Source organism: Microbacterium sp. NPDC055502, assembly GCF_053643635.1.
The window spans coordinates 136,050-147,918 of sequence record NZ_JBSHKJ010000001.1; the positions used below are offsets into that span (position 1 = coordinate 136,050).

An 11,869-nucleotide genomic window follows, 5' to 3' on the forward strand; every position below is an offset into this window, starting at 1 on the left:
CCTCCCCAGTGTCGGTCGCGTCCTCACTTGAGGTTATAGAGCACCCTAGTGAGGTGCAATATTACACATCTGCCTCTTCGGATGACGTCCCCGGGCCCGGTCACGCGCACCACATCGCATCGGATAGGATGGACAGGTTGTTCCCTGGTGACGTGTCCGAGCGGCCGAAGGAGCACGCTTGGAAAGCGTGTGTTGTGCAAGCAACCGCGGGTTCGAATCCCGCCGTCACCGCCAGAAAGCCAGAAGGGTCTCCGCGCCAGCGGGGGCCCTTCTGGCTTTCTCCCGAGCATCGTGGGATTCGGGAGGAGTGAGCGCAGCGAGCACCGGAGTCCCGCCGTCGCCGCCAGAAACGAGAAGGCCCCCGCCGTTGCGGGGGCCTTCTCGTCGGATGGGGAGGCGTCAGCGCGCCCCGGCCTCGTCATCGAAGCGCACGCCGTAGGTGATGCCGCCGGGGGTCTCCGCGAGACGGGTCATGCCGAGCCGGTCGTAGAACGCCGCCGCACCCGCGTTGGCCGGATCCATCCCCAGGTGCAGGGCGGGCACACCGCGGCGGCGGAGCTCGCCGAACAGCGTCTCCACCAGGCGCCGCCCCATCCCCTGCCCCTGCGTCTCGGGCAGCAGGTCGATGTGCAGGTGGGCCGGGTACGCGGCGGCGTGCGGCTCGGCGCCGGGCTCGCGCGTGTAGGCATAGTCGATCAGGCGGCTCTCGCGTCCGTCCACGGCCTGGGGGCGCGGGTAGCGCTCGTGGAACGGAGGCCACCACACGTCGCGGAACCAGGCGTAGAACGCGTCGGTGTCGTCGGTCGCGACGAGGTAGCCGATCGCCCGGCCGTCGTCTCCCTCCACGACCCACGCGAGGTCGGGGTGGCGCTCCACGTACGGCACGGCGAACAGCGCGCCCCACAGGTCGTCGTCCGACAGGATGCCGGTGGCGTCACCGCCGGCATCGGCGGTCTTGAGACAGATCTCGTACATCGCGGCACGGTCGGTGGGCCGGTAGGGGCGGATACGCGCCACGGAGTACTCCTCGGGTCGGGTCAGGTCTGGCTCAGCCTATCGGCGCGGGCGGCACGGTCCGCCACGTCGGCGCGCACCCACGGCAGCAGCCAGGCGGCGAGCGCCAGCACCACACCCGCACCGACGAGAGCACCGCCGAGCGTGTCCGTCGCCCAGTGCACCGACAGGAACGTGCGCGACAGCGCCATCGCCAGCACCCAGACCGCTCCGGCGATCGCCGTCCAGACGCGGGGGAAGAGGACCCAGACGACCACCGCGATGGTCGCGGCGTTCGCGGTGTGCCCGGACGGGAAGGAGCCGTAGTCGCTCACCACGAGCATGTCGTCGGGACGAGCGCGCCCGAAGATGTTCTTCAGCAGCTGCACCGCTCCGGCACTCGCGAGGAAGCAGATCGCTGCGAACAGCGCCCCTCGCCAGCGCCGCAGCAGCAGGAGGATCAGGATCGCCAGGAGCGGGACCCCGAGGATGGCGACCCAGCCGCCGCCGATCCAGTTCAGCACCAGGGCGAAGTCGAGCATCCAGTCGGCACGGATGCGCACGATCGTCTCGTTCCACCACCGGTCGAACCCGAAGGTCTGCGGGGAGGTGAGCACGACGACCGCGCCCAGTGCGGTGGCCAGGAGCAGGCAGGCGACGCCCCACCAGAGCAGCATCCGTCGATTCATCGTCCTATTCTGACCGATGCTCGTGCGACCTCAGGGCGTCAGCATGCCGACGGTGCGCGGGCGCACCACGAACCACAGGGCGAGGATGCCCACCGCGGCGCAGCCCACCATGACCGACGCCATGGTGGTCGCGGTGATCCCCGCGTCCTGCGAGATCCAGCCCACCAGCGGCGAGATGAGCCCCGCGACGCCGAAGTTCGTCGCGCCGATGATCGACGCGGCGGTGCCTGCGGCCTTGCCGTGACGGTCGAGCGCGAGCACCTGCACGTTCGGGAACGTGAAGCCGCAGGCGGTCATGAACACGAACAGCGGGATCACGGTCCCCCACAGGCCGAGGCCGAGCTGGTCGGTGATGACGATGGCGGAGGCGGCGAGCAGCAGCACCGCAGTGGAGTACGCCATGACCCACTGCGGCCCGAAGCGCGCGGCGAGGCGCGACGCGGTCTGCACGCCGATCACGACGCCGAGGGAGTTCACCGCGAACAGCAGCCCGTACTGCTGCGGGTCGAGCCCGTGCGTCACCTGGAACAGGAACGGCGACGCCGACAGGTACGAGAACAGGCCGGAGAACGTCATGCCGCCGATCACGAGCACCCCGAGGAACACCCGGTCGGTCAGCACGGACCGGTACCGCTCGCGCATGGTCGCGCCACCGGGGTCCTTGCGTCGCGCGACCGGGAGGGTCTCCCGGATGAACAGCACCGTCGAGACGAGCATCACCACGCCGTAGGCCGCGAGCACGCCGAAGATCCCGCGCCAGGGCATGAGCGTCAGCAGCCACGAGCCGATCAGCGGAGCGATCACGGGTGCCACGCCGGACACGAGCGCGAGCCGCGAGAGCATCACCACCAGGCGTCGCCCGCCGAACAGGTCGCGCACCACGGCCATCGCGACCACACCGCCCGCCGCGGCGCCGATGCCCATCAGCACCCGGGCAGCACCGAGCAGCGGCAGGTCGGGGGCGAACGCGGCACCGAGGCTGGCCAGCACGTGCAGCGCGGTCACGGCGATGAGCGGAGTGCGGCGGCCGATCTTGTCGCTGAGCGGTCCGACGATGAGCTGACCGAGCGCGAAGCCGATCATGGTGCCGGTCAGGGTGAGCTGGATCGCGGCGGCCGTGGTCTGGAAGTCCTCCTCCAGCACGGGGAACGCGGGCAGGTAGAGGTCGATCGTGAACGGCCCGAGGGCCGTGAGGGCTCCGAGCAGGATGATCGTGAGCGTGCGACGTCCGAGCGGGATCGCGTCGCCCGGGTGCAGCATGATCGGCGCGGTGGCCGGGTTCGATCCGAGCGTGCGGATGGCGCCGGTGGGCGACGAGGTGCGGATGCTGCCGGTCGCGGTGCGTTCGGGCGCGGGCCCGGGGGTGGTCGGAGTGCTGTCGGTGCGAGGGGCGTCGGACACGAGGTCCTTCCAGAATCGGCGGAGCGTGGTCGAATCGATTCGGCCAGGGGAACCCTTCATGCTACCGTCGCCGCCTCGTCCAGCGGGACGGCAAACGCACCCCCGGAGCGCTCCGGGGGTGCGTCGTCGATCCCGTACGGGGAGTGCTGAGGCCGGTCAGCCGAGGCGCGCGAGGCCCTCCTCGAGATCCGCGATCAGGTCCGCGACGTCCTCGATGCCGACCGACAGCCGCACCACGTTCTCGGGCACCGCGAGCTCGGTCCCGCGCACCGAGGCGTGCGTCATCTCCGGCGGGTAGCCGATCAGCGACTCGACCCCGCCGAGCGACTCGGCCAGCTGGAACACGCTCGTGCTCTCCGCGAACGACCGCGCCGCCTCGGCACCGGCCGCGAGCCCGAGCGACAGCATGCCGCCGAAGCCGCTCATCTGCCGCGCCGCCACCGCGTGACCCGGGTGCGACGACAGGCCCGGGTAGTACACCTCGGCGAACTCCGGTCGCGCGGCCGCCCACTCCGCGATCGCCTGGGCGTTCTCGGAGTGCTGCCGCATGCGCACCGCGAGGGTCTTGATGCCGCGGGTGGTGAGCCAGGCGTCCAGCGGCGCCGAGACCGCACCCACCGCGAACTGCTGGAACTTGACCGGCTCCACGAAGCGGTCGTCGCCGAACACCACGGCCCCGCCGAGCACATCGGAGTGCCCGCCGAGGTACTTCGTGGTGGAGTGCACGACCAGGTCGGCGCCGAGCGCCAGCGGCTGCTGCAGCGCGGGCGACGCGAACGTGTTGTCCACCACCACGAGCACCCCGGCCGCGTGGGCGATCTCGACGATCAGCGCGATGTCGACCACCTTCAGCAGCGGGTTGCTCGGCGTCTCCAGCCAGACGATCCGCGTCTCGGGGCGGATCGCCGCCCGGAGAGCATCCGGGTCGGACAGCTCGGCGGTCGTGGTGACGATGCCCCACGGCGCCAGCACCTTCGTCAGCAGACGGTAGGTCCCGCCGTAGACGTCGTTGCCGAGCAGCACGTGGTCGCCCGGCTTCAGGACGCCGCGCAGCAGCGCATCCTCCGCGGCGAGCCCCGACGCGAACGACAGCGCGCTCACGCCGCCCTCCAGAGCCGCGAGCTGCGTCTCCAGCGACGACCGCGTCGGGTTGCCCGCGCGGTTGTACTCGTAGCCGTCGCGGAAGCCGCCGATGCCGTCCTGCACGTGGGTCGAGGACTGATAGATCGGCGGGATGATCGCCCCGGTGGTCGGGTCGGGCGCTTGGCCCGCGTGGATGGCTCGGGTGGCGAAGGCGTGCTCGGACATGCCCTCAGCCTACGACCGGGCTTCGCGCGTCGACGGCCCCTGTTACGCCCCGCGTCAGCGCGACAGGTACGCCAGCAGGTCCTGCCGGGTGAGCACCGTGTGCGGCTTGCCGTCTTCCGTCACCAGCAGCGCGTCGGCCTCGGCGAGGGCCGCCCTGGCCTGCGCGACCGGCGCGTGGATGCCGACCAGCGGCAGCCGCTCCCCCACGTGCGCACCGACGGCATCGCTGGGCTCGGCGTCGCCGCGGAACAGCAGGTCGAGCAGGCCCTTCTCGTCGACGGTGCCCACGACCTCGCCCATCATCACGGGCGGCTCGGCGCTCAGCACGACGAGCTGCGACACGTCGTACTCCGTCATCATGCGGATCGCCTCCAGCACGGTGTCGGTGGGATGCGCGTGGACGAGGTCGGGCAGCCCGTGTCCCGTCCGCGACGGGCGGGCGGCCAGCACGTCCGCGACGGTCTCGCCCTCCTCCACCTCGCTGAAGCCGTACGAGCGCATCCAGCCGTCGTTGAAGATCTTTCCGAGGTAGCCGCGCCCCCCGTCGGGCAGCAGCACGACCATCACCGCCTCCGCGGGCAGGTCGCGGGCCACCCGCAGGGCGCCGACCACGGCCATGCCGCTCGACCCGCCGACGAGGATGCCCTCCTCGCGCGCCAGCCGTCGAGTCATCGCGAAGGCCTCGGCGTCGCTCACGGCCACGATCTCGTGCGGCACGGAGGGGTCGTAGGCGCCGGGCCAGATGTCCTCCCCCACGCCTTCGACCAGGTACGGCCGCCCGGTGCCTCCGCTGTAGACGCTGCCCTCGGGGTCGACGCCGACGATGCGCACGCGGCCGTCCGACACCTCGCGCAGGTAGCGGCCCGTGCCCGTGATGGTGCCGCCCGTGCCCACTCCGGCGACGAAGTGCGTGACCGCGCCCTCGGTGTCGCGCCAGATCTCCGGCCCGGTCGTCTCGTAGTGGCTGCGCGGACCGTTCGGGTTCTCGTACTGGTTCGGCTTGAACGCCCCGGGGATCTCCCGCGCCAGCCGGTCGCTGACGCTGTAGTACGACTCGGGGCTGTCGGCGGCGACCGAGGTGGGCGTGACCACGACCTCGGCCCCGTAGGCGCGGAGCACGTCGATCTTGTCCTCGCCGACCTTGTCCGGCACGACGAACACGCACCGGTAGCCGCGCTGCTGGGCGACCAGGGCGAGGCCCACCCCGGTGTTGCCGCTGGTGGGCTCGACGATCGTGCCGCCGGGGGCGAGGTCGCCGTTGGCCTCGGCCGCGTCGATGATCCGGGTCGCGATGCGGTCCTTCGCCGAACCGCCGGGGTTGAGGTACTCGAGCTTGACGAGCACCGTGCACGCGATGCCCTCCGTGACGCGCTGGAGCTTCACGAGGGGCGTGTCGCCGACCAGGTCGACGATCGATTCTGCGTAGGCCATGAGCCCAGAATACGGCGGCACCACGGCGCCCACGCGGGTGTGACGACGCCGACGAGCTGCCCGTCGTGGCGGGTATACCGGGTGATCGCCGCTGCGATGCTAGCCTGCCCGCGCGGCGGGGAGTCCATCGGAAGCGGCGGGGACCCCGTGAAGGAGCACCACCATGTCCATCCGACCATCGAGCCCCTGGATCCGCGCCGCCGCCGCCCTGGCCCTCGGCTGCCTCCTGCCGCTCGCCGCGGCCACCGGCGAACAGGCTCTCGCCGCGAGCGGGTCCCCCGCGCGACCGGCCACCCGAGACGCCGGCGCTTCCCCCGACCGTCATCGCCACGAGCCGCTCATCATCGCCCATCGCGCGGGCACGGCCGACTACCCCGAGAACACCCTGGAGGGCATCCGCGGCTCGCTCGACGACGGCGCCGACGGACTCTGGCTCACGGTGCAGCTGTCGAAGGACGGCGTGCCGGTGCTGTACCGCCCGGTCGACCTCGCCGCGAACACCGACGGCACCGACACGGTCGCGGAGCACACCGCCGACGAGCTGACCGGGTTGAACGCCGGCTGGAACTTCCACCCCCGCGGCAGCACCGACACGCCCTACCGCTCGGGTGCGGCGCTGCTGCCCACCCTCCGCCGGGCGCTGGCCGAGGTGCCGGCGGGTCGACTGCTGTTCCTCGACCTCAAGCAGGCGAACCCGGAGCCGCTCGTGCAGGCCGTGCTCGCGGTGCTGCGCGAGACCCGTCGCACGGCGAACACGGTCGTGTACTCCACCGACGCGGTAGCGAGCGGCGCGGCCAGGGCGGCCGGAGACGTGCAGGTCGCCGAGGACCGCGACCTCACGCGCGAGCGGCTGCTCGAGATCGCCCTGGCCCACCACTGCGACGCGCCTCCGGCCGCGGGGACGTGGATGGCGTTCGAGGACCGGCGGACGGTCGCCGTGAGCGAGACGTTCACCTCAGGCACCGCGACGACCGAGGTGGAGGTGACGCCGTGGGACCGCGAGTCGGTCGCGTGTCTCGACCCGAAGGACCGCGTGAACCTGATGGTGATCGGCGTGACGGGCGCGGAGCGGTACCGCGAGCTCGGCCGCCTGGGCATCGACGCCGTGCTGGTCGACTCTCCCCGCGACGCGGTGGCGTGGAGAGACGGCCGCTCCCGCTGAACCGGCACGGGTATGACCGAAGGGGCCGGGCACCTGGTGGTGTCCGGCCCCTCCGTGTGCCCCCTCGGCTTCGGCTTCTGTTCCTCCTCACGACCGCGGCGGGTGCCGCGGCGCGTGTCCGTGGCGGTTATCGCGGCATGGTGAGTGCGGCGTCGAAGGTGAGGTCGGGTGTGCCGCGGTAGTTGGCGTGGACCGACGCGGCGAGCACGTTGGTCCCCTCCTTCACCAGCGTCGCGGGAACCTGGAACGTCACCCGCGCGCCCGCCGCGGTCGTCGCCCGCGGCGCCGCCGTCGCATACGTGTTCTGCGTGATCGACCCGGCGGGCAGATTCGCCCGCCCCAGCTCCACCCCGTTCAGATACAGCACCACCCCGTCATCGGCGATCACCGACACCGTCCCGTCCTTCACCGACGCCGCATCCGACACGGAGAACGACGTCCGGAACTGCGCACTCAACGGCTTCGTGGCCAGGCTCGACGGATCGATGTTCGTCGCCACCGTCGCCCCCCGCCCCAGCACGCCCTTCCCGACCGCCCACGACGACGCATCGAACCCGACCGTGTTCCAGTCCCCCGGCAACGCATCCGCCGAGTACCGCCACGACCACGACGACCCGCTCGGCACCGACACCGCCGGGCCCACCGGAGCCGCAGCCGTCGTCGTCGCCTGCACCGTCACCGGAGTCGACGCCACCCCCGCAGCCGACACCGCCGTCACCGCATACGTATACGCCGTCCCCGCCGTCAGCCCGGTATCCGTGAACGTCGTCGACGGAGCCGTCACCGTCCCCACCTTCACCCCGTTCCGCGACACCACATACGACGCCGCCGCCGTGGACCCGGCCGGAGCCGTCCACCCCAACGCCACCGACGTCTGCGCCGGCGTCGCCACCAGACCCGTCACCGGGCCCGGTGCGGGAGCCGGAGCCGTGCCCCGCTCCGCCGTGAACGCCAGGTCGAAGCTGAGATCGGTCGTGGCACGGTAGTTCGCGTGCACCGATGCGGCGATCACGTTCGTGCCGGCGACGAGTGCACCGGCCGGGACGTCGAACACGACCCGGTTGCCGACCGCTGTCGCATTCGAGACCACGGCGTTCGCCAGCGAGTTCTGCGTGATCGCACCCGCGGGCATCCGCACCCGACCGAGCTCCACCCCGTTCAGGTACACGACCACACCATCATTCGCGATCACCGAGACCTTCCCGTTCACCACCGTCGTCGGGTCGTCCACCGTGAACGTCTTGCGGAACTGCGCGCTCAGCGGCTTGGTCGCCAGGTTCGAGGGATCGATGTTCGTCGCCGCCCCCGAAACGCCCCGCGCGAACAGGCCCTTTCCGACCGCCCACGACGACGCGTCGAAGGTCGTCGCGTTCCAGTCCGCCGGCAGCGCATCCGACGAGTACCGCCACGACCACGAGTCCCCGTTCGTCACGAAGGTCAACGCGTTCGGGGACGCCGGCTGCAGAGTGAACACCGCGGTGGACGCCGAGCGGTTGCCCGTGACATCCCGCGCCCGCACGACGTAGGTCGTCGCCCCGGCAGGAACCGGGACCGTCAGGTTCGTCGCCGTCGTCGACGCGATCACCCGGTTGCCACGCAGCACCTCGTACGTCACACCGGAACCCGCATCGGAGGATGCCCCCCACGCGAGCGTCGCGGTCGCCCCATCCGCGTTCGGCGTCGACGACATCGCGCCCGGCGTCGACGGAGCCACGGAATCCCGCGGCGCGAACCGGATGAAACCGCCGGACCACTGGTTGACCTGCCCCGCCCGCATGGAGTCGGTCAGATCACCACCGATCCAGAGCGCGCCGGTGCTGTCGAAGAACGAGCCCCACACACCCTGACCCGCGCGCGACTGCACGACCGGAGACCAGTCGGGGATGTACTTGCCCGTCGCCGCATCCCAGGCACCGGCGTAGTTGATCTTGTCGACCTCGGTCCACGGGTCCGTGATCTCCTTCTTCAGGTACTTGTCCTGGTAGGCGTGGTCGCCGCAGTGGCACCCCGCCACCACGATGGATCCGTTGTCGTCCACGGTCTGGATGTCGCCACCGTTGTGGGTGATGGATCCGCTGACGCGCTGGAAGGTGTTGCGGTCGTAGCCGAACAGCGAGTGCTGCGACCCGCCGAGGTACACCCGGTCTCCGATCTCCGCGACACCGTTCTGCCACAGGTACCCCTGATAGTGCCCCTGGGCGTCGACGGTCGACTCACTGAACGACGGCGCCCACACCGGACTCGTCAGCGGAGCCCCGGCACCCGTCTGAATCGCCGTTCCGTCCGGCGTGTACGTGCCACCCTTGGAGTCGAAGTACCCCGCGAAGTAGGCACGATCGCCCCGCGCGGATGCGTCCACGGCGACCGTGGTGCCGTTGAGGTTCGCGTTCCAGTTGGTGTCCGGAAGGCCCGTCGCGAGATTGATGCGACCCCCGTTCCAGGCGCTCGCACTCGTCGTCGTCCCCACTGCGGTGAGGTGCGTCATCGAGCCGGCGACGTAGAGGTAGCCGCCCTGGATATCCAGATCGTGGATGTAGGGAACCGCACCGACCGTGCGGTGCTCCGCCTTGACCTGCTGCCCGGAGAGCTGCCCCGTCACCGGATCCAGGAAGGCCAGGGCTGGCTGAGCGACACCGTTGACCGTCGTGAACTGCCCGCCGATCGCGAGACGCCCATCGGGCAGCGTCGCGATCGCCTTGACCTGGCCGTTCAGGACGGGCCGGAAGGACGACACCCACTGACCGGTGTTCACGTCGAATCCCGCAAGGTAGGGTTGCTCCACCTTGCCGGCACCATCGCGCGTCTGCTGCACGTACTGGAAGTTGCCGCCCGCGAACACCGTGTTACCGGCCTGACCGAATTCGGCCACCTCGACGTTGAGTTCCCCGGCCTGGCCGTTCGCCAGACCGGAGACCCCCCATACGGTCTTCATCGCGTCGCTGTTCGGGATGGAGGGCAGCGTCGATGCCGGCGTGCCCGTCGATGGCACCGTCCCGAAGTCCAGGTCGGCGAGTTTCAGCTGTGGTCTGACGAACATCTGGGCGAACGGGATGGCGTACCCCTGTCCGGCCGGGGCCCACATGTAGGAGGTGGGAGTGTCGGCGCCGGTGACCTGTGCACCGTAGGACCAGCCCTCGAGGTACTTGTGCGTCGCTCGTTGAGCAACCCCGGTCATGTTCCACCCGGTGCCGTCGTCGTTACCGAAACCATAACCCTGGGGCATGGTGGGGCCACCCCACCCGACGGAACCTGTCCACCCGCCGGACCCGGTGTAGCCGCCGAACACCCAGCTGCCCACCGGGTTGCCGCCGCTCAGGGTCCAGTTCCAGCGGTCGCGCCGGGTCAGGCTGAAGCGGACCTCCTGCCAGCGGGTGCCGTCCAGCGCCGAGGCGCGGTTGACGCGAATGCTGTTCGGCGGAAGCTGATCGGGTCGTCCGCCGTTGAGCAGTCCGTCCACCGTCTTGGCGGGAAGCTGCGCGGGCTTGAATGCCGCCGTACCGCTGGGCGTGGAGAAGATCTGCTCGGGGGTACCGAGGCCGTTGTAGTTCTCCTTCCATCCCTCGCGCCCGCGGCCGATCATCACCCAGCCGCCGCCGAGACTCACCTGGTCGCAGTAGAACTGCTGCGGGTAGACGAGCTTCGGCGTCACGAGCCAGTAGACACCGCTCGGCTGGGAGGGATAGTTCTGCTTGATCTCCCAGCACGACGCGGCCGCCGTCTCCTGGGTCTTGCCGTCGGGGAGCGCGGTCGCGGCCGACGCCGCGGCCGGGACGACCAGCGACCCCGCTACCGCGGCGGCGGCCAAAGCCGCGCCGACGAGAGCGCGGGCACCCCAGCCCCGCACCCTGTTCTGCATGAGATTCATCGAATCCTTCTTCTCTGTCATCGGCTCAGGCCGATCTCTGGCTTCTTGCACGACGAACCCACCCCACGAGCTCGCCGCGGTCGCGCGTGCGCGCAGGCGTCACAGACGCTGCACACTCATGAGACGCAGGGACACCGGGTTCATTACGCAGTGACACGTAGAATGTTGGGCTGTCGCAAGGTATGCCCTGCGTCCTGCGATGTCAGCGGGGCATCTGGAGCGTGAGGTCGTAGCTGAGATCCCGCGTGGTCGGCGTGTTCGCGTGCACGGAGGCGGCGATCACGTTCGTGCCCTCGACGAGCAGCTTCGCCGGCACGACGAAGCTGAACGTCTTCCGTGCGGCCGCGTCCGCCCGCGGGGCAGCCGTGGCGAGCGTGTCCTGGTCGAGTGGTCCCGCCGGCAGGTTCGCCCGGCCGAGCTCGACCCCGTTGAGGTACACGACGACTCCGTCATCGGCGATCACCGTGACCGTGCCGTCGTGCACGCGCCCGGCGCCGGTGACCGTGAACGCCTTGCGGAACTGGGCGCTGACCGGCTTCGCGGACAGGCTCGTGGGGTCGATGTTCGTGGTCTCCCCCGTGACGCCGCGGCCGAGGAGACCCGGCCCGCTGTTCCACCCGGCGGCGTCGTAGTCCACGCCGTTCCAGTCGTCGGGCAGGGCCTGGGTCGAGTACCGCCACGCCCACGTCGACCCGCTGTGGATCGTGACCATCTTCGCCCCCTTCGCCGCGGGCGCATGCGCGGTCATCATCTCGAACACCGCTCCGCCCGCCGAGGCGGCGGTCACCAGCGAGGTCGTGAATGCGGTGGCGGCGATCGTCGCTCCCACCAGAGCACGCATCCCCCAGGTGCGTGCTCGAGTTCCCTTCAGGTACATCGGATTCCTTCGTGTCCGTCGTTGCGTATCGGCGCACTGCACCCACGACCGAATGCGGGCGCGGGTGAGGCGGCAGGCAGATGCCTCCGGCTCAGCTCACCCCCGCTGCGAACGTCCCCATACCATGAGACGTTTCGACGCCC

Annotated in this window: 8 protein-coding genes and 1 tRNA gene; 2 read left to right on the forward strand and 7 right to left on the reverse strand. The window is 70.6% G+C overall.

The features are described from left to right. The first annotated feature begins 146 nt into the window (after positions 1-146). Positions 147-234, forward strand: a tRNA-Ser gene (locus ACWH95_RS00710). A 165-nt stretch (positions 235-399) separates the two neighbouring features. On the opposite strand, the gene ACWH95_RS00715 is transcribed toward ACWH95_RS00710, so the two are convergent. The 5 genes from ACWH95_RS00715 to ACWH95_RS00735 form a co-directional block, all read right to left on the reverse strand. After that, complete coding sequence (locus ACWH95_RS00715; RefSeq protein ID WP_447653139.1) at positions 400-1,017, reverse strand: N-acetyltransferase family protein; 618 nt, start codon at positions 1,015-1,017, stop codon at positions 400-402. Positions 1,018-1,037: 20 nt separating this feature from the next. Then, the gene (locus ACWH95_RS00720) at positions 1,038-1,682 is read right to left on the reverse strand and encodes a phosphatase PAP2 family protein (protein WP_206252914.1); all 645 of its coding nucleotides are present in this window, start codon (positions 1,680-1,682) and stop codon (positions 1,038-1,040) included. Positions 1,683-1,712: 30 nt separating this feature from the next. Next, complete coding sequence (locus ACWH95_RS00725; RefSeq protein ID WP_378802686.1) at positions 1,713-3,083, reverse strand: multidrug effflux MFS transporter; 1,371 nt, start codon at positions 3,081-3,083, stop codon at positions 1,713-1,715. A gap of 156 nt (positions 3,084-3,239) precedes the next feature. Next, a complete protein-coding gene (locus ACWH95_RS00730) occupies positions 3,240-4,391 on the reverse strand; it encodes a cystathionine gamma-synthase (protein ID WP_454120001.1) in 1,152 nt (383 codons plus the stop codon). A gap of 54 nt (positions 4,392-4,445) precedes the next feature. Beyond that, complete coding sequence (locus ACWH95_RS00735) at positions 4,446-5,822, reverse strand: cystathionine beta-synthase (protein ID WP_136034207.1); 1,377 nt, start codon at positions 5,820-5,822, stop codon at positions 4,446-4,448. A 163-nt stretch (positions 5,823-5,985) separates the two neighbouring features. On the opposite strand from ACWH95_RS00735, the gene ACWH95_RS00740 reads away from it, so the two are divergent. Beyond that, the gene (locus ACWH95_RS00740; RefSeq protein ID WP_454120002.1) at positions 5,986-6,984 is read left to right on the forward strand and encodes a glycerophosphodiester phosphodiesterase family protein; all 999 of its coding nucleotides are present in this window, start codon (positions 5,986-5,988) and stop codon (positions 6,982-6,984) included. Positions 6,985-7,111: 127 nt separating this feature from the next. Here ACWH95_RS00740 and ACWH95_RS00745 read toward each other — a convergent pair whose 3' ends face one another. Together ACWH95_RS00745 and ACWH95_RS00750 are read right to left on the reverse strand one after the other, a co-directional pair. After that, positions 7,112-10,849, reverse strand: coding sequence for a fibrinogen-like YCDxxxxGGGW domain-containing protein (locus tag ACWH95_RS00745; protein WP_454120003.1), 3,738 nt, complete (start codon positions 10,847-10,849; stop codon positions 7,112-7,114). 202 nt (positions 10,850-11,051) lie between these two features. Beyond that, the gene (locus ACWH95_RS00750; RefSeq protein ID WP_454120004.1) at positions 11,052-11,726 is read right to left on the reverse strand and encodes a hypothetical protein; all 675 of its coding nucleotides are present in this window, start codon (positions 11,724-11,726) and stop codon (positions 11,052-11,054) included. Positions 11,727-11,869 lie beyond the last annotated feature (143 nt).

Coding starts and splice junctions, on each gene's coding strand:
- ACWH95_RS00735 (WP_136034207.1), bottom strand. CDS start 5,822: ATGGCCTACGCAGAATCGATCGTCGACCTGGTCGGCGACACGCCCCTC.
- ACWH95_RS00745 (WP_454120003.1), bottom strand. CDS start 10,849: ATGAATCTCATGCAGAACAGGGTGCGGGGCTGGGGTGCCCGCGCTCTC.
- ACWH95_RS00730 (WP_454120001.1), bottom strand. CDS start 4,391: ATGTCCGAGCACGCCTTCGCCACCCGAGCCATCCACGCGGGCCAAGCG.
- ACWH95_RS00750 (WP_454120004.1), bottom strand. CDS start 11,726: ATGTACCTGAAGGGAACTCGAGCACGCACCTGGGGGATGCGTGCTCTG.
- ACWH95_RS00740 (WP_454120002.1), top strand. CDS start 5,986: ATGTCCATCCGACCATCGAGCCCCTGGATCCGCGCCGCCGCCGCCCTG.
- ACWH95_RS00720 (WP_206252914.1), bottom strand. CDS start 1,682: ATGAATCGACGGATGCTGCTCTGGTGGGGCGTCGCCTGCCTGCTCCTG.